Annotated in this window: 17 protein-coding genes and 2 tRNA genes; 5 read left to right on the top strand and 14 right to left on the bottom strand. The window is 66.3% G+C overall.

The genetic code is table 11. The features are described 5' to 3' along the window. The coding region (gene rnr, locus DN824_RS21330) for a ribonuclease R (RefSeq protein WP_138410329.1) at positions 1-1,819 on the bottom strand (1,819 nt) is incomplete at its 3' end. Between the two features lie 210 nt (positions 1,820-2,029). On the opposite strand from rnr, the gene DN824_RS21325 reads away from it, so the two are divergent. Next, a tRNA-Leu gene (locus DN824_RS21325) sits at positions 2,030-2,116 on the top strand. Positions 2,117-2,233: 117 nt separating this feature from the next. Then, a tRNA-Leu gene (locus DN824_RS21320) sits at positions 2,234-2,320 on the top strand. A gap of 146 nt (positions 2,321-2,466) precedes the next feature. On the opposite strand, the gene DN824_RS21315 is transcribed toward DN824_RS21320, so the two are convergent. From DN824_RS21315 to DN824_RS21265, 11 genes are all read right to left on the bottom strand, one after another. Then, a complete protein-coding gene (locus tag DN824_RS21315; protein WP_138410328.1) occupies positions 2,467-3,759 on the bottom strand; it encodes an adenylosuccinate synthase in 1,293 nt (430 codons plus the stop codon). A gap of 87 nt (positions 3,760-3,846) precedes the next feature. Beyond that, positions 3,847-5,034, bottom strand: a complete 1,188-nt coding sequence (locus DN824_RS21310) for an ATP phosphoribosyltransferase regulatory subunit (RefSeq protein WP_138410327.1) — start codon at positions 5,032-5,034, stop codon at positions 3,847-3,849. A gap of 270 nt (positions 5,035-5,304) precedes the next feature. Further along, complete coding sequence (gene hflC, locus DN824_RS21305; RefSeq protein ID WP_138410326.1) at positions 5,305-6,171, bottom strand: protease modulator HflC; 867 nt, start codon at positions 6,169-6,171, stop codon at positions 5,305-5,307. Next, entirely contained in the window at positions 6,171-7,355 is a 1,185-nt protein-coding gene (gene hflK / locus DN824_RS21300; protein ID WP_138410325.1) for an FtsH protease activity modulator HflK, read from the bottom strand. Before hflK ends, hflC begins: the two co-directional genes overlap by 1 nt. A 97-nt stretch (positions 7,356-7,452) precedes the next feature. Further along, a complete protein-coding gene (gene hflX, locus DN824_RS21295; protein ID WP_138410324.1) occupies positions 7,453-8,754 on the bottom strand; it encodes a ribosome rescue GTPase HflX in 1,302 nt (433 codons plus the stop codon). A gap of 10 nt (positions 8,755-8,764) precedes the next feature. Next, the gene (hfq, locus tag DN824_RS21290) at positions 8,765-9,019 is read right to left on the bottom strand and encodes an RNA chaperone Hfq (protein ID WP_138410323.1); all 255 of its coding nucleotides are present in this window, start codon (positions 9,017-9,019) and stop codon (positions 8,765-8,767) included. Between the two features lie 86 nt (positions 9,020-9,105). Then, entirely contained in the window at positions 9,106-10,077 is a 972-nt protein-coding gene (miaA, locus tag DN824_RS21285) for a tRNA (adenosine(37)-N6)-dimethylallyltransferase MiaA (RefSeq protein WP_138410322.1), read from the bottom strand. An 85-nt stretch (positions 10,078-10,162) separates the two neighbouring features. Beyond that, complete coding sequence (gene mutL / locus DN824_RS21280) at positions 10,163-12,037, bottom strand: DNA mismatch repair endonuclease MutL (RefSeq protein ID WP_138410321.1); 1,875 nt, start codon at positions 12,035-12,037, stop codon at positions 10,163-10,165. Next, positions 12,034-13,458: an N-acetylmuramoyl-L-alanine amidase gene (locus DN824_RS21275; RefSeq protein ID WP_206666178.1), complete on the bottom strand. Its 1,425-nt coding sequence runs from the start codon at positions 13,456-13,458 to the stop codon at positions 12,034-12,036. The genes mutL and DN824_RS21275 overlap by 4 nt, the downstream gene beginning before the upstream one ends. A gap of 5 nt (positions 13,459-13,463) precedes the next feature. Next, entirely contained in the window at positions 13,464-13,934 is a 471-nt protein-coding gene (gene tsaE / locus DN824_RS21270; protein ID WP_138410319.1) for a tRNA (adenosine(37)-N6)-threonylcarbamoyltransferase complex ATPase subunit type 1 TsaE, read from the bottom strand. Continuing rightward, a complete protein-coding gene (locus tag DN824_RS21265; protein ID WP_138410318.1) occupies positions 13,922-15,412 on the bottom strand; it encodes an NAD(P)H-hydrate dehydratase in 1,491 nt (496 codons plus the stop codon). The genes tsaE and DN824_RS21265 overlap by 13 nt, the downstream gene beginning before the upstream one ends. A gap of 72 nt (positions 15,413-15,484) precedes the next feature. Between DN824_RS21265 and queG the strand changes: the two genes are divergently transcribed. Further along, on the top strand, positions 15,485-16,555 hold the full coding sequence (gene queG / locus DN824_RS21260; protein WP_138410317.1) for a tRNA epoxyqueuosine(34) reductase QueG: 1,071 nt from the start codon (positions 15,485-15,487) through the stop codon (positions 16,553-16,555). On the opposite strand, the gene DN824_RS21255 is transcribed toward queG, so the two are convergent. Then, positions 16,552-17,517, bottom strand: a complete 966-nt coding sequence (locus DN824_RS21255) for a LysR substrate-binding domain-containing protein (RefSeq protein WP_241663896.1) — start codon at positions 17,515-17,517, stop codon at positions 16,552-16,554. The genes queG and DN824_RS21255 overlap by 4 nt on opposite strands. Before the next feature lie 160 nt (positions 17,518-17,677). Between DN824_RS21255 and DN824_RS21250 the strand changes: the two genes are divergently transcribed. Together DN824_RS21250 and DN824_RS21245 are read left to right on the top strand one after the other, a co-directional pair. Continuing rightward, complete coding sequence (locus DN824_RS21250) at positions 17,678-19,414, top strand: IlvD/Edd family dehydratase (protein ID WP_138410316.1); 1,737 nt, start codon at positions 17,678-17,680, stop codon at positions 19,412-19,414. 104 nt (positions 19,415-19,518) lie between these two features. Continuing rightward, positions 19,519-20,664 carry an aldose epimerase family protein gene (locus DN824_RS21245; RefSeq protein WP_138410315.1) on the top strand — a complete coding sequence of 382 codons (1,146 nt, stop codon included), beginning with the start codon at positions 19,519-19,521 and terminating at the stop codon, positions 20,662-20,664. 51 nt (positions 20,665-20,715) lie between these two features. Here the strand turns inward: DN824_RS21245 and dgoD are convergent. Beyond that, positions 20,716-21,706: galactonate dehydratase (gene dgoD, locus DN824_RS21240; RefSeq protein WP_138410314.1), on the bottom strand; the 991-nt coding region annotated here is incomplete at its 5' end.

Below are 21,706 nucleotides of genomic sequence, written 5' to 3'. Positions count from 1 at the left end.
TCTCGCGCTTGGAGCGGATGACACTGCGGATCGCGCGGTGGATCAACAGGTCCGGGTAGCGCCGGATCGGCGAAGTGAAATGCGCATAGGCCTCGTAGTTGAGACCGAAGTGGCCGTTGTTCTCGACGCTGTACACCGCCTGGCTCAGCGAACGCAGCATCACGGTCTGGATCAGGTGATGATCAGGGCGCTCGCGAATGGCTTCGAGCAGCGCCTGGTAATCCTTGGGCGTCGGCCCTTCCTTGCCACGGTGCAGGGTCAGACCCAGCTCGGCGAGAAAGGCACGCAGCTTTTCCAGCCGCTCCGGCGGCGGACCGTCGTGCACCCGGAACAGCGCGGGTATCTCGTGCTTGCGCATGAACTCGGCGGTCGCCACGTTGGCGCAGAGCATGCATTCTTCGATCAGCTTGTGTGCATCGTTGCGCTGGGTCGGGCGGATCTCGGCGATCTTGCGCCCGGTCCCGAAGACGATGCGGGTTTCCTGGGTTTCGAAATCGATGGCGCCACGGGCGTGGCGGGCCTTGAGCAGGATCTTGTAGAGATCGTAGAGCTGCTTGAGGTTCGGCAGTACGCCTTCGTATTCGCTGCGCAGCTGCTTGCCTTCGGCGGAGCGCGGCTGCTCGAGCATGCAGCTGACCTTGTTGTAGGTCAGTCGGGCATGGGAATGGATGACCGCCTCATAGAACTGATAGTCGGTCATCTTGCCGGACTTGCTCAGGGTGATCTCGCACACCATCGCCAGGCGATCGACATGCGGATTGAGCGAGCACAGCCCGTTGGAGAGCTCTTCCGGCAGCATCGGCACGACGCGCTCGGGGAAGTACACCGAGTTGCCGCGATTCTTCGCCTCTTCGTCGAGCGCCGAGCCGACCCGAACGTAATGGGACACGTCGGCGATCGCGACGAACAGCCGATAGCCGCCGGAAAACAGCTTCCAGCCACGTGGTTTTTCGCAGTAGACGGCGTCGTCGAAATCCCGGGCGTCTTCGCCGTCGATGGTGACGAACGGCAGGTGACGAAGATCGACACGCCTCTGCTTGTCCTTCTCCTCGACCTCGGGCTTGAGCCTGGCCGCTTCCTGCAACACCGCCTCGGGCCAGACATGCGGAATGTCGAAGCTGCGCAGGGCGACGTCGATTTCCATGCCCGGTGCCATGTAGTTGCCGATCACCTCGACCACATCGCCCTGCGGCTGGAAGCGCGGCGTCGGCCAGTGGGTGATCTTGATCTCGACGAACTGGCCGGGGCGTGCATTGAGCGCCCGCCCCGGCGTGACCAGCACTTCCTGCTGGATCTTCGGGTTGTCGGCCTGCACGAAGCCGATGCCGCTCTCTTCCTGATAGCGCCCGACGATGGTCTCGTGCGCGCGGCTGATCACCTCGACGATGGCGCCTTCGCGGCGGCCGCGGCGATCGAGCCCGGACACCCTGGCCAGGCAGCGGTCACCGTCGAACACCAGGCGCATCTGGGCCGGACTGAGGAACAGGTCGTCGCTGCCGTCATCCGGCACCAGGAAGCCGAAGCCGTCCCGGTGCCCGCTGACGCGACCACAGACCAGGTCCAGCTTGTCCACCGGTGCATAGGTGCCGCGGCGGGTATAGATAAGCTGCCCGTCACGCTCCATGGCGCGCAGGCGACGACGAAGGGCTTCGATATCTTCTTCGGAAGCGAGACCGAACTCGTCCACCAGCTGCTCGCGACTGGCAGGCGAGCCACGTTCACTCAAGTGCTGGAGGATCAGCTCACGGCTGGGGATGGGATTTTCGTATTTTTCCGCCTCGCGGGCGGCCTCGGGATCGAGAGATTGCCAGTCGGCCATTAAGTGAAGTCACCTTTCATTCGTGTGCGGAGGCTGTTGCCTCTTGTCTGGTTCTATTGAAGCGCGAAACGCTCGTCGGAGGCAGCTTTGAAGCGAATTATTTTTTGCAATCCGGGGTTTACAACCCAACACCCCCTCCGTATAGTTCGCGCCCACAATGTCTGGTTAGACGTTGTAACACGGAAACAGTGAAGTATCATCGTTTCCAGTGCCCAGGTGGCGGAATTGGTAGACGCACTAGGTTCAGGTCCTAGCGGTGGCAACACCGTGGAAGTTCGAGTCTTCTCCTGGGCACCACTTACAACGACACGAGACTCAACCGATTGGTTCAGGCTCGTGGAGCGCAAGACGAAGTGACCGACTTCGGCTGATTTTTCAGCAAAACGGTCAGTCGATGAGCGATCATCGCACCGTGCCCAGGTGGCGGAATTGGTAGACGCACTAGGTTCAGGTCCTAGCGGTGGCAACACCGTGGAAGTTCGAGTCTTCTCCTGGGCACCACTCTTCGAAAAAACCGAGCCAATGGCTCGGTTTTTTTATGCCTGCCTTTTATGGATCGCTTGCGCAGGCAGGGCTGCGCCCTACCCGTCACCCCGCCGCACACAAAAAAGCCGACCCAGGGGTCGGCTTTCGTTTACCCGCCCTGATCAGGCGTACGGGTGGCGCAGCACGATGGTTTCGTTGCGATCCGGCCCGGTGGAAATCACGTCCACCGGAGCACCGACCAGCTCCTCGATGCGCTTGATGTAGGCGCGGGCATTGGCCGGCAGCTCGTCGAGGCTCTTGGCGCCGACGGTGGACTCGCTCCAGCCGGGCATTTCTTCGTAGACCGGCTGCAGACCCTCGTAGCTGTCGGCGTCGGTCGGAGCCTCGATGAGATTGCCGTCGCGATCCTTGTAGGAGGTGCACAGGCGTACGGTTTCCAGCCCGTCGAGAACGTCCAGCTTGGTCAGGCACAGACCCGAGACGCTGTTGATCTCGATGGCGCGACGCAGCACAACCGCGTCGAACCAGCCACAACGACGCGCGCGCCCGGTCGTGGAACCGAATTCGTTGCCGCGCTTGGCCAGGAACGCACCGGTTTCATCGAACAGCTCGGTGGGGAACGGGCCGGAGCCGACACGGGTGGTGTAGGCCTTGGTGATACCCAGGATGTAGTCCAGGTACAGAGGACCGAAACCGGAACCGGTCGCAGTGCCGCCGGCCGTGGTGCTGGAGCTGGTCACGTAGGGGTAAGTGCCGTGGTCGATGTCCAGCAGCGAACCCTGCGCGCCCTCGAACATGATCCGGGCGCCCTGCTTGCGCAGCTCGTGCAGACGCGTCGCCACGTCGATGACCATCGGCTTGAGCGCTTCGGCGTAGCCGAGCGCTTCGTCGAGGGTCTTCTGGAAGTCCACCGGCTCGACCTTGTAGAAGTTCTGCAGCATGAAGTTGTGGTATTCCAGCAACTCGCGCAGCTTGACCGCGAAGCGCTCGGGGTTCAGCAGGTCGGCGACCCGCAGCGCACGACGCGCTACCTTGTCTTCGTAGGCCGGGCCGATGCCGCGCCCCGTGGTGCCGATCTTGCCTTCGGAACGGGCCGCTTCACGGGCCTGATCCAGCGCGACGTGATAGGGCAGGATCAGCGTACAGGCCGGACTGATCCGCAGGCGCTCGCGCACCGGCACACCCTTCTCTTCCAGCTTGGTGATCTCACGCATCAGCGCATCGGGCGCAAGCACCACGCCGTTGCCGATCAGGCACTGCACATTCTCGCGCAGAATGCCCGACGGAATCAGGTGCAGAACGGTCTTCTCACCGTCGATCACCAGGGTGTGACCGGCGTTGTGGCCGCCCTGGAAGCGCACGACGGCCGCCGCCTGCTCGGTCAGCAGATCGACGATCTTGCCCTTGCCCTCATCACCCCATTGGGTGCCCAGGACCACGACATTCTTACCCATAACCCTTTGCCCTCTTCGGCGAAGCTATGCCGGCGACGAGCCGGCGAAAATTCGTACAGCGCTACAGGAGCGCCATGCTGTGGACGGTCAGCCAGCCAGCGGCCTCACCGTCCAGACCCCGTTCTCGGCTACCAGCCGGCGATCGCAACCGGCCATGGCAGCGGCCTGCTGATCCTGCCCATCGAGCGCCTGGACCACCCGCTCGCCGGAACGACGCAGCTCGCGCACCCGACGCCAGAGCCCGGTATCGGCCGACTGGGGGGCCCAGATACCGGTGGGCGCGGTGCACAGCTGCGCCGCACCAAGACTCACCAGCGCCTTGAGATCGGTGGAAAAGCCCGTCGCCGGACGCGCACGCCCGAAGTCGGCACCGATATCGTCATAACGACCGCCCTGGGCGATCGACTGCCCCACCCCCGGCACGAAGGCGGCGAACACCACCCCGGTGTGGTAGTGGTAGCCACGCAGCTCACCCAGATCGAAATACAGCGGTAGTTCAGGGTAGCGGAGCGCGCACTGGTCTGCGATCTGGATCAGCGCCTGCAGCGCCTCCAGCACCTGCACGGGGGCATCGGCAAGCTCGCGACCTGCCACGTCGAGCACCTCGCGCCCGCCACACAGACCGACCAGGGCACGGATCATCCGCGCCAGCGCCGGCTCGACAGCCTCCGTCAGGGCTTCGACCTCGTCGATGGCCTTGCGCTGCAGCGCATCGAAAACCTGCTGCTCGACGGAGCCCGAAAGCCCGGCAGCGCGCGCCAGCCCTCTATAGATACCGACATGGCCGAGGTCCATGTGCACGTCCGGCACCTGCGCCAGCTCGAGCATCTCGAGCATCAGGCTGATCACCTCGATATCGCTGCCGACGCCGGCGTCACCATAGAGCTCGGCGCCCAACTGGATCGGACTGCGCGACGTCGACAGGGCGCGCGGCTTGGCATGCAGCACGCTGCCGGCGTAGCACAGCCGGCTCGGCCCCTCGCGACGCAACGTATGAGCGTCGACCCGCGCGACCTGAGGCGTGATGTCGGCGCGCAGCCCCATCTGCCGCCCCGAGAGCGGGTCGATCACCTTGAAGGTTTTCAGGTCGAGCTCCTGGCCCGCGCCGGTGAGCAGCGATTCGAGAAATTCGATGTGCGGAGTGATGACCAGCTCGTAGCCCCAGCACTGGAACAGATCCAGAACCCGGCGTCGGGCGGTCTCGATGCGCGCCGCCTCGGGCGGCAGCACCTCTTCGATGCCATCTGGCAGGAGCCAGCGGTCTACCGTTGCCATTTCGCCATTCACCTCTCGATCCGGCAAGCCTAGCCAAGCAGACGAAGACCGTACCAGACCTGGCCAGCCTTCGTTCGACGTGTGCAGTTATGTGCGGTCCGCAGGACCTTTCCCACCCACTGGATCGCTCCAGAAGACGAGCCGCCTGGCCAATCGCTGGACGCAGACGCAAAAAAGCCGGGATTTTCCCGGCCGGCGGATCATAGCAATGTTTTGCCGATGGGTCACCCGACGGCGCGTTGCGCCGTCGGGTGGTTCGTCCCACTCAGGTTACTGACGCTTCTCCAGATAGCGGAAGAAGTCGCTGCCCGGGTCGAGCACCAGCACGTCTTCCTTGCTCGAGAAGCTCTCGCGGTAGGCTTGCAGGCTGCGATGGAAGGCGTAGAACTCCTGATCCTGCCCATAGGCCTCGGCATAGATCGCAGCGGCCCGCGCATCACCGTCACCGCGCATTTCCTCGGCCTCACGGAAGGCTTCGGCCAACAGTACGCGACGCTGGCGATCGGCGTCGGCACGAATACCTTCAGCCAGCTCCTTGCCCTTGGCGCGATGCTCGCGCGCCTCACGCTCACGCTCGGAGCTCATCCGCTCGAACACGCTGCGGTTGACCTCGCGCGGCAGATCGATCGCCTTGACCCGCACGTCGACCACCTCGATACCCAGCTCCTGTTGAGCTGCCCGGTTGAGGCTCGCCGTGACCTGGGCCATCAGCTCGTCGCGCTGACCGGATACCGACTCGTGCAGGGTACGCTTACCGAACTGGTCGCGAAGGGCCGCTTCCAGACGACGCGAGAGACGCTCGTCGGCGATCTGCTTCATGCCGGAAGTCGCGGTGTAGAAACGCTCGGCGTCATCCACGCGCCACTTGGCATAGGCATCGACCATGAGCGCCTTCTTCTCCAGGGTCAGGAAGCGCGAGGTCGTCGAATCCAGCGTCATCAGACGCGCATCGAACTTGCGCACGCTGTTGACGTAAGGAATCTTCATGTGCAGACCAGGCTGCACGTCGGGCTCGACGATCCGGCCGAAACGCAGCATCACGGCGCGCTCGGTCTGCGAGACGATGTAGAAGCTGTTCCACAGGACCAGCGCCAGCACCACGCCGACGATCAGCGCAGTCAGAGATTTATTGCTCATCAACGACTCTCCCTGGTACGCAGATCACGCGGTTCCAACTCTGCTGGGAGACGAGTGGCCTGACTCAGCGGCTCTGCACTGGCTGCTCGCGACGGGTTCGTATCACTACCACCGGAGCGGTTGTTGATCATCTTGTCCAGCGGCAGATAGAGCATGTTGTTCTGCCCGCTGTCTCCGGTGACCAGAACCTTGCTGGTGTTGCTCATGACTTCCTGCATGGTTTCCAGATACAGACGTTCGCGGGTCACTTCCGGCGCCCGACGGTATTCGGTCACCAGCTTGGTAAAGCGATCCGCCTCACCCTGCGCCCTGGAGATCACGGCATCACGGTAACCGGCGGCTTCTTCCAGCATGCGCTGGGCCTGACCACGGGCCTCGGGAATCACGCCGTTGGCGTAGGATTCGGCCTGGTTCTTCTCGCGCTGTTCGTCTTCACGGGCACGGATCACGTCGTCGAAGGCTTCCTGCACTTCACGCGGGGCCGCCGCGCTCTGCAGGTTGACCTGGGTCACGAGGATGCCGGTGCGGTAGTTGTCGAGGAAACGCTGCAGACGCTCGCGCACGTCGGCGGCCATGGCCTCACGACCCTCGGTGAGCACCTGGTCCATCACGGTCGAACCCACCACGTGACGCACCGCGCTGTCGGTCGCATGCTGCAGACTGACTTCCGGCTGGTCGACGTTGAGCACGAAGGCCTGGAGGTTGTTGATCTTGTACTGAACGGTCAACGGCACTTCGATGATGTTCTCGTCCTCGGTCAACATCTGCCCCTGCTTGCTGTAGGAGCGCTCACGCGTGACGTTTTCCTGATACTTGCGATCGATCGGCGGGAAATAGATGTTCAGACCCGGACCGACGGTCTCGTAGTACTTGCCGAAGCGCAGCACGACGGCCTGCTCCTGCTCGTCGACGATGTAGATCGCGTTGAACAGCCAGACCACCAGCAGCACCGCGAGTCCGATCCAGATCAGACCGAAACCGCCCTTGCTGCCGCCGCCAGTGCCGCCACCGCTCGTGCGCTTCTTGCCACCAAACATGCCGTTGAGGTTTTCCTGCAGTTTACGGAAAGCCTCGTCGAGGTCCGGCGGACCTTTCCTGTCGCCGCCGCCACCACCACCGCGACGGCCACCGCCGCCCCAGGGATCCTGATTGTTCGAGTTGCCACCCGGCTCATTCCAAGCCATAGCGCTCTCCATTCAAAAAAACTAAAGACGCGCCCGCGGCACGCCCGCCAATGCTACAGAAAGCCCGAAAGCGGCGGCAAAGCCGCGCTTGCAGGCTTTATTGCAAAGTATGTTGTTCGAGGAACTCCGCGGGCTTCATGCCCTCGCGACTGATGAGGCGATACAGCTCCACACGCGGAACACGCACCGCCAGGACGCTGCCGCCCTGCTCGTCGTGATCTTCGCTTTGAACCGAATTGAGCTCGAACAGCTGTGCCCTCATGCGTCCCAGCCGCTGCGGCAAGCGCAGCGTTCCGATGAACAGGTCGTCACCCAGCAGCTCGGCCACCGCCTGACGCACCAGATCCAGCCCCAGGCCATCGCGGGCCGAAACCCAGACGCGCACGGGGTTGCCATCGGCGTCGCGCTGGATCTGCGGCTCGATGCCCTCCATCAGATCGACCTTGTTGTAGATCTCGAGGATGGGCAGCGTCTCGGCGCCGATCTCGGCCAGTACCGCCAGCACCTGCTCGATCTGCTGCTCGCGCTCGGGCTCGTGGGCATCGATGACGTGCAGCAGCAGATCGGCGTTGCTGGATTCCTCCAGCGTCGCGCGGAACGACTCGACCAGCTTGTGCGGCAGGTGCCGGATGAAGCCCACCGTGTCGGCCAGCACAACCGGCCCCAGGTCCTCCAGCTCGAGCCGGCGCAGGGTCGGATCGAGGGTGGCGAACAGCTGGTTGGCCGCATAGACCTCGGCCTCGGTGAGCGCGTTGAAGAGCGTCGACTTGCCGGCGTTGGTGTAGCCGACCAGCGACACCGAGGGAATATCGGCGCGCCGCCGTCCGCGGCGGGCCTGCTCGCGCTGGCTCTGCACCTTCTCCAGACGCTGCTTGATCTGGCGAATGCGCACGCGCAGCAGACGACGGTCGGTTTCGAGCTGGGTTTCACCCGGCCCGCGCAGACCGATACCGCCCTTCTGCCGCTCCAGGTGAGTCCAGCCACGCACCAGGCGCGTGCTCATGTGCTCGAGCTGGGCCAGTTCGACCTGCAGCTTGCCTTCGTGGGTACGGGCTCGTTGCGCGAAGATGTCCAGGATCAGGCCGGTGCGATCGAGCACGCGGCACTCGAGCGCACGCTCGAGGTTGCGCTCCTGGCTGGGCGTGAGGGTGTGATTGAAGATCACGAGCTCGGCCTCGTCCTGTTTGACGAGGTCATGCAGCTCGTCGACCTTGCCGCTGCCGATCAGAAACTTGGCGGACGGCTGGTGACGCGCCACATTGACGAAGCCGACCGTCTCCGCACCTGCGGATCGGGCCAGCTCGCGAAACTCCTGGGGATCTTCACGCGCCGCGGGGTCCTGGCCTTCCAGATGCACCAGGATGGCCCGCTCCCCTCCACCGGGGCGTTCGAAGAACAAGACCGCCGCCTCAGACGCTTCCCGAGTCGGCCTGGTCGCTTTCGCCAGCGCTCGGCAAACGTACCGGGCGGCTCGGAACAACGGTGGAAATGGCGTGCTTGTAGACCATCTGACTGACGGTGTTCTTCAGCAGGATGACGAACTGGTCGAAGGACTCGATCTGGCCCTGCAGCTTGATGCCGTTGACCAGGTAGATCGAAACCGGGACGCGTTCCTTACGCAGGGTGTTGAGGTAAGGGTCTTGTAGCGAATGCCCTTTTGACATGTGCCGCACTCCTTAGAGGATCTTAGTAATATGGGGCCGAAAAGCCGGCCGAATCGCCGTCCCACAGGAACGGTCGTGTTGCAGTCTCAGCTCAATATGGTGAGCGATTGCAGGTATTTCAATGCTCGCGGCAGATTGTCGCACGCCAGGCTGTCCAGCCAGTGTACTTCGTCCCAGCTTCGCAACCAGGTGAACTGCCGTTTGGCCAGCTGCCGGGTTGCGATGATGCCCCGCTGGATCATCTCGTCTCGGGAAAGCCTGCCTTCCAGATGATCCCAGACCTGCCGGTAGCCCACCGCTCGGATGGAGGGCAGACCGGGGTGCAGATCACCACGGGCGTACAGGGCTTCGACCTCTTCGACGAACCCCTGTTCAACCATACCCACGAAACGCCGCTCGATGCGCTGGTGCAACGTCTGGCGCTGCGCCGGCGCGATCGCGAGATGGGCGACAGTATACGGGAAGAGATTCGCGCCTGCTTCGCCGCTGGCGCTTTTTTGCGACCGTTGCCGGGCCCGGTGCTCGCTCATCGTCAGGCCGCTGACACGGTAGACCTCCAGCGCCCGCACCAGCCGCTGCGGATCGTTCGGGTGAATCCGCGCGGCGGACTCCGGGTCGACCTCGGCGAGCTGGCGATGCAGCGAGGCCAGCCCTTCGGCATCGGCCTGCGCTTCGAGTTCGGCGCGCACCGCCGCGTCGGCACCAGGCATCTGCGCCAGGCCGTCGAGCAGCGCGCGGTAATAGAGCATGGTGCCGCCGACCAGCAAAGGAATCCGCCCGGCGGCGGTGATTTCCTGCATGGCGGCCGTCGCATCATCGACGAATTCGGCCGCCGAATAGCTCTGCGCCGGGTCGCGAATGTCCACCAGGCGATGCGGATGGCGTGCCAGCACCTCGGGGGAAGGCTTGGCCGTACCGATGTCCATCCCGCGATAGACCAGCGCCGAATCGACGCTCACCAGCTCGCAGGGGAGCACGCGGGCAAGCTCCAGCGCCAGGTCCGTCTTGCCGGAGGCGGTCGGCCCCATGAGGAAAATCGCAGGTGGCAGGGAGGACATCGCAAGGCTCGGACTAGGGGGCCGCATAGTTTCACGACAGTCCCCCGACCTCGCAAGAGGCGACTTCGCCAGCGGTCGGGTCGGATCAGCGGCCGCGCATGAACAGCTTGTCCAGATCGTCCATGCTCATCTGGGTCCAGGTCGGGCGACCGTGATTGCACTGCCCGCTGCGCTCGGTGTGTTCCATGTCGCGCAGCAGGGCGTTCATTTCCGGCAGGGTCAGGCGGCGATTGGCGCGCACGGCGCCATGGCAGGCCATGGTCGCCAGCAGCTCGTTGAGATGCGCCTGGATGCGGTCGCTGCTGCCATATTCCAGCAGGTCGGCCAGCACATCGCGCACCAGCTGGGTGGCCACCGCCTGCTTGAGCAGCGAGGGTATCTGGCGGATCGCCAGCGACTCCGGCCCCAGGCGCTGCAGCTCGAAGCCGAGCTTCTGGAACCACTGCCCGTGCTCCTCAGCGCAATCCGCCTCGCGCTGGCTGACCGCAATGCTCTCGGGCACCAGCAAGGGCTGGCTGCGCAGCCCCTCGCTGGCCATCGCGGTCTTCAGCCGCTCGTAGGTGATGCGTTCGTGCGCCGCGTGCATGTCCACCAGCACCATGCCCTGGGCATTTTCCGCCACGATGTAGACGCCCTTGAGCTGGGCGACCGCGTAGCCCAGCGGCGGGATGTCGCCCTGGGTTTCAGGCAGACCGATTGGTTCGGCGAGCGGCGCATAGTAGTCGCGATAGGCTCCCTGGACCTCGGCGGCCTGGGTCGGCCCGAACGACGGCCGCGGCGCCTGGTAGCCGGCCCCGGCACCCTGCCAGGCCGGCGTCTGCTGCAGCGGGCGTTCGAGCACGCTGGCCGACAGGCTCATCTCGTTCTGGCCGCGGAACTCGCCGGCCGCGGCGCCAGACAAGGGCGTCGCCACCGGCACGCCGGCCGGCGGCGCCAGCTGATCCTCGGGCCGAACGTCGCCCAGCGCGCGATGCAAGGTGCCATAGAGGAAGTCATGGACCATGCGGCTGTCGCGGAAGCGCACCTCATGCTTGGTGGGGTGCACGTTGACGTCCACCACCGCCGGATCGACATCCAGGAACAGCACGAAGGTCGGATGACGGCCGTTGAACAGCACGTCGCGGTAGGCCTGGCGCACGGCGTGGGCGACCAGCTTGTCGCGCACCATGCGGCCGTTGACATAGAAATACTGCAGGTCCGCCTGGCTGCGCGAGAAGGTGGGCAGACCGACCCAGCCCCACAGGCGCAGCCCGTTGCGCTCGATCTCGATGGGCAGCGCCTGTTCGAGGAAGGCCGGGCCGCACACCGCGCCCACGCGCCGCGCCCGCGACGCGTCGTCCGCCGCCTCGTGCAGCGCGAGAATGCCCTTGCCGTTGTGCCGCAGATGGAAGGCCACGTCGAAGCGAGCCAGCGCCAGCCGCTTGATGACTTCCTGCAGGTGGTCGAACTCGGTCTTTTCGGTACGCAGGAACTTGCGCCGCGCCGGCGTATTGAAGAACAGGTCGCGCACCTCGACCGAGGTCCCGACCGGATGGGCCGCGGGCTGCACCCGCGCCTCCATGTCGCGCCCCTCGGTTTCGACCTGCCAGGCCTGCTCGGCGTCTGCGGTGCGCGAGGTCAGCGTCAGGCGCGAGACCGAACTGATCGAGGCCAGCGCCTCGCCCCGGAAACCCAGGCTCATCACCCGTTCGAGATCCTCGAGGTCGCGGATCTTGCTGGTGGCGTGACGGGCCAGGGCCAGCGGCAGGTCCTCGGGCGGGATACCGCAGCCATTGTCGCGCACGCGCAACAGCTTGATGCCGCCCTGCTCGACATCCACCTCGATGCGCCGCGCGCCGGAGTCCAGGCTGTTTTCCAGAAGCTCCTTGATCACCGAGGCCGGGCGTTCGACCACCTCACCGGCGGCGATCTGGTTCGCCAGCCGCGGGTTGAGCAGCTGGATGCGCGGCATCAGGCTCATGGCTGCGCGGCCAGCGTCGTCGCTGGAATCGTCAGGGTCTGGCCGACCTTGATCACGTCGCCGCTGAGGTTGTTGGCGCTGCGCAGGGCCGCAAGACTGATCTGGTAGCGTTGCGCAAGCAGCGCCAGGCTTTCCCCGGAGCGCACCACGTGCTCCCGGGGGCCATGGACGATCTTGCCCGAATCACGCTGCCAGGCCACGTAGGTGCCCGGCGGCGGGTTTTCCTGGAAGAACTGCTGCACGCCACTGCGGATCGAGCGGGCCAGCGCCTGCTGGTGGGCGGCGGTCTGCAGCTTCTTCGCCTCGGAAGGATTGGAGATGAAGCCGGTCTCGACGAGGATCGAGGGGATGTCCGGCGACTTCAGCACCATGAAGCCGGCCTGCTCGACGCGCTTCTTGTGCAGCGGCGTGATGCGGCCCATGTTGCTGAGCACCTTCTGCCCGACGTTCAGGCTCGAGGCCAGCGAAGCGGTCATCGACAGGTCGAGCAGCACGCCCGCCAGCATCTGGTCCTTGTCGCCCAGGCTGACGTTGCCGGCACCGCCGATCAGGTCGGAACGGTTTTCGCTGTCGGCCAGCCAGCGCGCGGTTTCCGAGGTGGCGCCGCGATCGGACAGGGCGAACACCGAAGCGCCGTAGGCCGACGAGCGCGGGGCCGCATCGGCGTGGACCGAGACGAACAGGTCGGCGCCCTTCTTGCGGGCGATCTCGGTGCGCTTGCGCAGGGGAATGAAGTAGTCGCCGGTACGCACCAGTTCGGCCCGGAAGCCCTTCTCGGCGTTGATCTGGCGCTGCAGTTCCTTGGCGATCTGCAGCACCACGTGTTTCTCATAGACCTTGCCGGGGCCGATGGCGCCCGGGTCCTCGCCGCCGTGGCCGGCGTCGATGGCGATCACGATGTCGCGCTTGCTGCTCGGCACGATCGGCAACTTGGCGGCTGGCAGGGTCGGGCTGACGGGGGCGACGGGCGAGCTCGGCGCGGTGTTCGCGGGCACCTCGGCGGTGACCGGCGCCGCGCCCTGGTCGAACAGGTCGACGACCAGGCGGTGGCCGTACTGCTGGTTGGGGGGCAGCGTGAAACTCTTTGGCGTGACCTGGGACGACAGGTCGATCACCACGCGCAGCTCTTGCGGCGAGCGCTGCGCCGAGCGCATGCCGGTGATCGGAGTGTCCGCCAGCGGCAGCTGATCCAGCGACGTGGTCAGGTTGGCACCGCTGACGTCGATGACGATGCGGTCCGGTGCCGAGAGGGTGAAGACGTTGTGCTGCACCGGCCCCGAAAGATCGAAGACCAGCCGGGTGTTGTCCGGAGCCCGCCACAGGCGAACGCTTTGCACATCGGACGCAGCCCAGGTCTGGACCGCCACAAGCAGTAAAATCAACCCGGTAACCAGCGCGCGTATGCGCATACCCAACCCCATGCTTGTTATGGCTCTCCGATGGCCAGGGCGGTGCACCAGGCTTCGCCCCGCTCGCTGAGCGGCGACAGGCGCAGCGAACGACCGGCCCCATGCGGCGTAATGGTAATGTCCATATCGGCCTTTGGCAAAATGCCTGCCCCGCGCTCCGGCCATTCGACCAGCGTCAGGGCGTCGCCTTCGAAGTAATCGCGGATGCCGAGGAACTCCAGCTCCTCCGGATCGACCAGGCGATAAAGGTCGAAATGGAACACCCTGACCTCGCCGATTTCATAGGGCTCGACCAGGGTGAACGTGGGGCTCTTGACCTTGCCCCGATGCCCGAAGCCCTGCACCAGCCCGCGTGACAGCGTGGTCTTGCCGGCGCCCAGGTCGCCGTGCAGGTAGATGACGCCGCGCCCGCCGGTGACCTTAGCGATGCGCCCGCCCAGGGCCGCCATGGCCGCTTCGTCGGGTGCCAGCAGGATTACTTCAGGCATGGCGACTGCTCCTCGAGGATCTGACGGATGGCGGGTATCAATTCGCTGGCGCACAGGCCGCGCCCGAGGCTGCCCAGCCGCTCGCCGGCCCGGGCATGCAGCCAGGCGGCAAGACAGGCCACCTCGAAAAGGTCCAGATGCTGCGCCAGCAGCGCACCGATCAGACCGGACAGCACGTCGCCGAGGCCAGCCGTGGCCATGGCCGGATGGCCGCGGTCGCAGAGGGCCAGCCGACCCTCGGCATCGGCGATCAGGGTACCGGCGCCCTTGAGCAGCGCGACGCACCGGTAGCGCTCGGCCAGCGCCCGCACCGCGGCCGGGCGATCAGCCTGTACCTCGGCGGTGGAGCAGCCGAGCAGGCGCGCCGCCTCGCCGGGGTGCGGCGTGATCACGCAGCGCGGCGGCAGCTCCACCGCTCCCGTCGCCAGCAGGTTCAGCGCATCGGCGTCCCACACCTGCGGCATCTCGCACTGGCCGGTGATCGACAGCAGGCTGCGTCCCCAGGGGGCCTGGCCGAGGCCCGGGCCGATCACCAGCACGTCGGCGCGCTCGATCAGCGCACCCAGCCCGTAAGTGGATTCCACCCCGCTGCACATCACCTCGGGCTGGCGCACCAGCGAGGCAACGACGTGCTCCGGCCGGGTCGCCAGGCTGACCATGCCGGCGCCGCTGCGCAGCGCGGCCTCGGAGGCCAGCAGCGCCGCGCCTCCGGTGCCCAGATCGCCGCCGATGACCAGCACCTGGCCGAAGCTGCCCTTGTGCGCCGTGCGCGAGCGGGGGACGAGCCTCGGCAACTGCTCGTCGGCCAGGCGCTGTGCGGACGATGGCACCTGGGCCAGGATCTCGGCGCTGGCCTGCAGCCCGTCGAACACCAGCTCACCGGTGAGCGCCGGGCCTTCGCCGGTCAGCAGCCCGAGCTTGAGCCCGATGAAGGTCACGCACAGGTCGGCCCGCACCGCAGCACCGAGGACCCGCCCGGTGTCGGCGCACAGCCCGGACGGCAGGTCCACCGCCAGCACCGGCTGGCCGCTGGCATTGATCGCCGCGATGGCGCTCGCATAGGGCTCGCGCACCTCGCCCCGGGCGCCGGTGCCCAGCAGCGCGTCCACCAGCACGCCCTGCAGCGGCGCCGTTTCCGACCAGGGCTCGATGTCGACCGCCGCCGCCCGCGCCTCGGCCAACGCCAGCGCCGCGTCTGCCCGCAGCGCCGTCGGCTCGCCGACCGCCAGCACCTTGACCTGCCAGCCCGCCTTGCGCGCCAGCACCGCCATCAGGTAACCGTCGCCGGCGTTGTTGCCATGACCGGCCAGCACCGTGATATCGGCGGCCTCGGGCCAGCGTCTGCGCAGCGCGCGCCAGGCGGCGTGGGCGGCGCGGTGCATCAGCTCGATGCCGGGCGTGCCGGCCGCGATCAGCCGGGCGTCGAGGTCGCGGACCTGGCTGGCCGAGTAAAGGGCGCGGGGAAGAGGGTCGTTCATCAGCGGCATGGGTCATCACAGGGGATTGTCTGGCAGAATTATACGCACCCGCCCCGCCAGCTGCCGCAGCCGATGTCCACCGCCACGCTCGATACCACCGCACTCGCCGAAACCATCAAGCAATGGGGTCGCGAGCTGGGCTTTCAGCAGGTCGGCATCACCGGCATCGACCTGGGCGAGCACGAGGCGCACCTGCAGCGCTGGCTCGAGGCCGGCTACCAGGGCGAGATGGACTATATGGCCGCTCACGGCAGCAAGCGCTCCCGACCGGCCGAACTGGTGCCCGGCACGCTGCGGGTGATCTCCCTGCGCATGGACTATCTGCCGGGCGATACCCGGATGACCGAGCGGCTCGGCGAACCCGAGCAGGCCTACGTCTCGCGCTATGCGCTGGGCCGGGACTACCACAAGCTGATCCGCAAGCGCCTGCAGCAGCTGGCCGAACGCGTCGAGGCGCAGGTCGGGCCGTTCGGCTACCGGGCCTTCGTCGACAGCGCGCCGGTACTGGAAAAGGCCGTCGCCCAGCAGGCCGGGCTCGGCTGGATCGGCAAGAACACCCTCGTGCTCAACCGCAAGGCCGGGAGCTGGTTCTTTCTTGGCGAGCTGTTCGTCGATATCCCGCTGCCGGTGGACGCGCCACACGAGACCAACCACTGCGGCAGCTGCAGCGCCTGCCTGGACGTCTGCCCGACCGATGCCTTCGTCGGGCCTCAGCTGCTGGATGCGCGCCGCTGCATTTCCTACCTGACCATCGAGCACAAGGGGCCGATACCGGTCGAACTGCGCGCGAAGATCGGCAATCGCGTATTCGGTTGCGACGATTGCCAGATCGTCTGCCCGTGGAACCGTTTCGCCCGCCCCACCGAACAGCCGGACTTCCAGCCGCGCCACGGCCTGGACAACGTCGGACTGGCCGAACTGTTCCGCTGGAGCGAGGCCGAATTCCTCAGCCGCACCGAAGGCTCGCCACTGCGTCGCGCCGGGTACGAGCGCTGGTTGCGCAACCTTGCGGTCGGCCTCGGCAATGCGCCCTCGACGATTCCGGTGCTCGAGGCGCTGCAGTCGCGGCGCGACCACCCCTCGGCGCTGGTGCGCGAACACGTCGAGTGGGCGCTGGCGCAGCACGCCCGCCGCGCCGGCTAGCTTCCCCGGGCGGACAGCCCGGCGGTCTGCCGAAGCAACCCTAGAACCGCCCTTGCCGCGGGCGACAGCAGGGTCTCGTCGCGGGTGACGATGCCGTACGCCATGAGCTTGCGATTGAGCGCCTCCTCGACGCCCTCCTCCAGCGCCACGGGTTCGAGCATGCCGTAGCGGGCGTAGTGGGCCAGCACGTCGCGAGGCAGCACCGTGAGCATGTCGCAGCCCTCCAGCAGGGTGGTCACCATCAACAGGTTCTCGGCATTCACCACCCGTCCCGGTGGCGACAGGCCTACCCCACGAAACAGGTCATCGAACTCCTGACGCAACACGCTGCCCGACGGCGGCAGCACCCAGTCGGCCTGCCGCAGCCGCTCGAGCGACCAACGCCCCGCCGCCCGTCCGGGCCGGGCACAGACGCACAGACGCTCGTTGTGCAGCGGCTCGAAGCGCAGGCCGACGTGCTGGCTCTGGGCGAAGAACCGCGCCACCAGAACATCCAGCTCGCCGGCCTCGAGGTCGGCCATCAGGTCGCGGCTCGAACCGGTCCGCACGCTGATCTCCAGCGCCGGATAGGCTTGCCTCGCGCGGCGAATGACGGCCGGCAGAAGGTCCGCGCAGGGCGACAGGATGGTGCCGATCGCCACCTGCCCCCGGTGCCCGTCCCGCAAGGCGCTGACCTCGGCGAAGGCATCGTCCAGGCTGGTCAGCATGCGCCGTGCGTGGCGGATCAATGCCTCGCCGTAGTCGGTCGGTACCACGCCCCGGGCCTGGCGCTCGAACAGCGTCACGCCCAGCCCGTCTTCAAGCTCCTTGAGCAGCTTGGAGGCTGCCGGCTGCGAGATGCCCAGCCCCTCGGCCGCACGATTCAGGTTCGAGGTGTCCCCCAGCGCCACCAGCAATGGAATGTGCCGGCTCTTGAGCCGGACCCGCACGAACCAGTTCTGCGCCAGCGGCTTCATCGACATACCCGTTCGTATATGTGAAAGGCGAAATTGGATATTTGTTGATGATGGCTCGACTGTCTAGCGTCTACCGGGCGCGCCGCCGCGCACGCCTATAAAAACAAAAGGGAGGCCCAGGCGCCCCAATGGCGCCTGTCCGCCCGCCGACCCGGCAGGACACCCCATGACCGACAAGCGTCCCTTGCGCTCCGCGCAGTGGTTCGGCACCACCGACAAGAACGGCTTCATGTACCGCAGCTGGATGAAGAATCAGGGCATCCCCGACCACGAGTTCCACGGCAAGCCGATCATCGGCATCTGCAATACCTGGTCGGAGCTCACGCCGTGCAACGCGCACTTTCGCAAGATCGCCGAGCACGTGAAGAAGGGCGTGCTGGAGGCCGGCGGCTTTCCGGTGGAATTTCCGGTGTTCTCCAGCGGCGAGTCGAACCTGCGGCCCACCGCCATGCTGACCCGCAACCTCGCCAGCATGGACGTCGAGGAATCGATCCGTGGCAACCCGGTGGACGCCGTGGTGCTGCTCACCGGCTGCGACAAGACCACCCCCGCGCTCCTGATGGGCGCAGCCAGCTGCGACGTGCCGGCCATCGTGGTCACCGGCGGGCCGATGCTCAACGGCAAGCACAACGGCCGCGACATCGGCGCCGGGACCATCGTCTGGCAGATGCACGAGGCCTACAAGGGCGGGCTGATCAGCCTCGACGAGTTCCTCTCGGCCGAGGCCGGCATGTCGCGCTCGGCCGGCACCTGCAACACCATGGGCACCGCCTCCACCATGGCCTGCATGGCCGAGGCACTGGGCACCTCGCTGCCGCACAACGCGGCGATTCCGGCGGTGGATGCACGCCGCTACGTGCTCGCCCACCTGTCCGGCATGCGCATCGTGGAGATGGTCCGTGAGGACCTGCGGCTGTCCAGGGTGCTCACCCGACAGGCCTTCGAGAATGCCATCCGGGTCAATGCGGCGATCGGCGGCTCGACCAACGCGGTCATTCACCTGAAGGCGATCGCCGGCCGCATCGGCGTCGAGCTCGAGCTGGACGACTGGACCCGCATCGGCCGTGGCATGCCGACGCTGGTCGACCTGCAGCCGTCCGGACGCTTCCTCATGGAAGAGTTCTACTACGCCGGCGGGCTGCCAGCGGTGATCCGCCGGCTGGGCGAGCACGACCTGCTGCCCCACCCCGACGCGCTCACGGTCAACGGCAGATCGTTGTGGGAGAACTGCGCCCAGGCGCCGATCTACGGTACCGACGAGGTCATCCGCACGCTGGACAACCCGCTGCGGGCCGATGGCGGCATCTGCGTGCTGCGCGGCAACCTGGCACCGGCCGGCGCGGTGCTCAAGCCCTCCGCCGCGACCCCGGCGCTGATGACCCATCGCGGCCGGGCCGTGGTGTTCGAGGACTTCGACGACTACAAGGCGCGCATCGCCGATCCGGAGCTGGACGTCGACGAGACCTGCGTGCTGGTGATGAAGAACTGCGGACCCAAGGGTTATCCCGGCATGGCCGAAGTCGGCAACATGGGCCTGCCACCGAAGGTGCTGGCCAAGGGCATCACCGACATGGTGCGCATTTCCGATGCGCGCATGAGCGGCACCGCCTACGGCACCGTGGTGCTGCACGTGGCACCGGAAGCCGCGGCAGGCGGCCCGCTGGCGGCGGTGCGCAACGGCGACATGATCGAACTGGACTGCAATGCCGGGCGCCTGCACCTGGACATCGACGACGAAGAGCTCGCCCGTCGCCTGGCCGACTGGCAGCCACCGCACGGTCTACGCTGGGACGGCGGCTATCGGCGCCTCTACGTGGACCACGTGCTGCAGGCCGACCAGGGCTGCGATTTCGACTTTCTGGTGGGCTGCCGCGGTGCCGACGTCCCGCGGCATTCCCACTGAACAGTACAGGCCGGACCGAGTCCGCCATGCGAATCCGTCCCATCCATCATCGAACGGACACGCGACGACGATCCACGAAAACAACAACGCAAACGGTGGTCAAGATGAAAGCGACACCCCTTCTCAGCGGTATCGGACTTGCACTGATGATCAACCTATCTGCCCAGGCCGCCGGCCTGTCCAACGAACGCGGCGCCTTCGGCCAGACGCCCGACGGCCAGGCGGTGGAGAAATTCACCCTGAAGAACAGCCATGGCGTCGAGGCCGTGGTCATCACCTATGGCGGCATCCTGCAATCGCTGAAGGTGCCGGACAGGGATGGCAAGCTCGACGACATCGTGCTCGGCTTCGACGATGTGGCCGGTTACGTGGAGAACGGCGACGTCTATTTCGGCGCGACCATCGGCCGCTTCGGCAATCGTCTGGCCAACGGCCGCTTCGAGCTCGACGGCAGCACCTACCAGGTTCCGCAGAACGACGGCAGCAACGCGCTGCACGGCGGACCGCAGGGTTTCGACAAGAAGGTCTGGCAGGCCAGGCCCGCGGACGGGGATGGCCGGGTCGGCGTCGAGCTGACGTACGTCTCGCCCGATGGCGAGATGGGCTTTCCCGGCACCCTGACCACGCGGGTGACCTACAGCCTGGACGACGACAACACCCTGCGCATTCAGTACCACGCCACCACCGACAAGCCGACGGTGCTGAACCTGACCAACCACAGCTATTTCAACCTGGCCGGCGCCGGCAGCCCGAGCATCCTCGAACAGGTCGCCACCCTGCACGCCTCGCGCTACACGCCAGTGACCGAAAAACTGATCCCCACCGGCGAGCTGCCGAGCGTGAAGGGCACGCCGATGGACTTCCTCACGCCCACCGCCTTCGGCGCGCACATCCGCGACGATCACCCGCAGCTCAAGTTCGCCGAGCCCAAGCAGGGCGGCTTCGACTTCAACTGGGTGCTCGACACCGAGGGCGACCTCGACAAGCTCGCCGCCGAGGTGCATGACCCGGCGTCCGGGCGCAGGCTCTTGATGTACACCACCGAGCCGGGCGTGCAGCTCTACACCAGCAACTTCCTCGACGGCAGCATCAAGGGCAAGGGCGGCAAGACCTACCCGCACTGGAGCGCCTTCACCCTGGAGACGCAACACTTCCCGGACGCGCCCAACCAGCCCGACTTCGCCAGTACCCGGCTGGACCCGGGGCAGACCTACACCCAGACCACGCTGTACCGCTTCCCGACGCCCTGACCACAGCCGGCGCGACATCCCGGCGGCGCTCGCCCGCCGGGCCTGTCCGGCTCACCACTCCGCCAGGCTGCCGTCGGCGTGGCGCCATATCGGGTTGCGCCAGCGGTGGCCGGTACGGGCCTGCTCGATGACGAAGTCCTCGTTCACCTCGATACCCAACCCCGGCCCGTTCGGGATCGCGACGAAACCGTCCTGGTAATGGAACACGTCGGGGTTGGCGAGGTAGTCCAGCAGGTCGCTGCCCTGGTTGTAATGAATGCCCAGGCTCTGCTCCTGGATGAAGGCGTTGTAGCAGACCCCGTCGAGCTGCAGGCAGGCGGCCAGCGCGATCGGCCCGAGCGGACAATGCAGCGCCAGGGCGACGTCGTAGGCCTCGGCCATGCTGGCGATCTTGCGCGTCTCGGTGATGCCGCCGGCATGGGAGGTGTCGGGCTGGACGATGTCGACGTAGCCTTCGGCGAGGATGCGCTTGAAGTCCCAGCGCGAATAGAGCCGCTCACCCAGCGCGATCGGCGCGCAGGACAGCGGCGCCAGCTCCTTGAGCGCCTCGTAGTTTTCGCTCAGCACCGGTTCCTCGATGAACATCGGCCGGTAAGGCTCGAGCTCCTTGATCAGGATCTTGGCCATGGGCTTGTGTACCCGGCCGTGGAAATCCACGCCGATGCCGATGTCCCCGCCAACCGCGTCGCGCACGGCAGCCATGTTCGCCAGCACCGCATCGACCTTGGCGTGGCTGTCGACGAACTGCATTTCTTCGCTGGCGTTCATCTTCACCGCGCTGAACCCGCGCGCCACCGCCTCGCGCGCGGCGCTGGCGGTGTCGGCCGGGCGGTCACCGCCGATCCAGGAATACACCCGGATCCGCTCGCGCACGCGCCCGCCCAGCAATTCGCTGACCGACACGCCCAGCGCCTTGCCCTTGATGTCCCACAGCGCCTGATCGATGCCGGCCACGGCGCTCATGTGGAGCGGCCCGCCGCGGTAGAAGCCGCCGCGGTACATCAGCGTCCAGAGGTCCTCGACGTTGCGCGGATCGCGGCCG

Source organism: Stutzerimonas nosocomialis (assembly GCF_005876855.1).
Lineage (GTDB): Bacteria > Pseudomonadota > Gammaproteobacteria > Pseudomonadales > Pseudomonadaceae > Stutzerimonas > Stutzerimonas nosocomialis.
The sequence above is the reverse complement of the archived record's forward strand: the minus strand, read 5'-3'. Positions and strand labels throughout refer to the sequence as shown.

Bases quoted from the DNA above. Each gene is read 5' to 3' on its own strand.
- DN824_RS21265 (WP_138410318.1), bottom strand. From the start codon at position 15,412: ATGAACGACCCTCTTCCCCGCGCCCTTTACTCGGCCAGCCAGGTCCGC.
- DN824_RS21275 (WP_206666178.1), bottom strand. From the start codon at position 13,458: ATGGGGTTGGGTATGCGCATACGCGCGCTGGTTACCGGGTTGATTTTA.
- miaA (WP_138410322.1), bottom strand. From the start codon at position 10,077: ATGTCCTCCCTGCCACCTGCGATTTTCCTCATGGGGCCGACCGCCTCC.
- DN824_RS21310 (WP_138410327.1), bottom strand. From the start codon at position 5,034: ATGGCAACGGTAGACCGCTGGCTCCTGCCAGATGGCATCGAAGAGGTG.
- DN824_RS21250 (WP_138410316.1), top strand. From the start codon at position 17,678: ATGACCGACAAGCGTCCCTTGCGCTCCGCGCAGTGGTTCGGCACCACC.
- hflK (WP_138410325.1), bottom strand. From the start codon at position 7,355: ATGGCTTGGAATGAGCCGGGTGGCAACTCGAACAATCAGGATCCCTGG.
- mutL (WP_138410321.1), bottom strand. From the start codon at position 12,037: ATGAGCCTGATGCCGCGCATCCAGCTGCTCAACCCGCGGCTGGCGAAC.
- DN824_RS21315 (WP_138410328.1), bottom strand. From the start codon at position 3,759: ATGGGTAAGAATGTCGTGGTCCTGGGCACCCAATGGGGTGATGAGGGC.
- hfq (WP_138410323.1), bottom strand. From the start codon at position 9,019: ATGTCAAAAGGGCATTCGCTACAAGACCCTTACCTCAACACCCTGCGT.
- hflC (WP_138410326.1), bottom strand. From the start codon at position 6,171: ATGAGCAATAAATCTCTGACTGCGCTGATCGTCGGCGTGGTGCTGGCG.
- DN824_RS21255 (WP_241663896.1), bottom strand. From the start codon at position 17,517: ATGTCGATGAAGCCGCTGGCGCAGAACTGGTTCGTGCGGGTCCGGCTC.
- DN824_RS21245 (WP_138410315.1), top strand. From the start codon at position 19,519: ATGAAAGCGACACCCCTTCTCAGCGGTATCGGACTTGCACTGATGATC.
- tsaE (WP_138410319.1), bottom strand. From the start codon at position 13,934: ATGCCTGAAGTAATCCTGCTGGCACCCGACGAAGCGGCCATGGCGGCC.
- queG (WP_138410317.1), top strand. From the start codon at position 15,485: ATGTCCACCGCCACGCTCGATACCACCGCACTCGCCGAAACCATCAAG.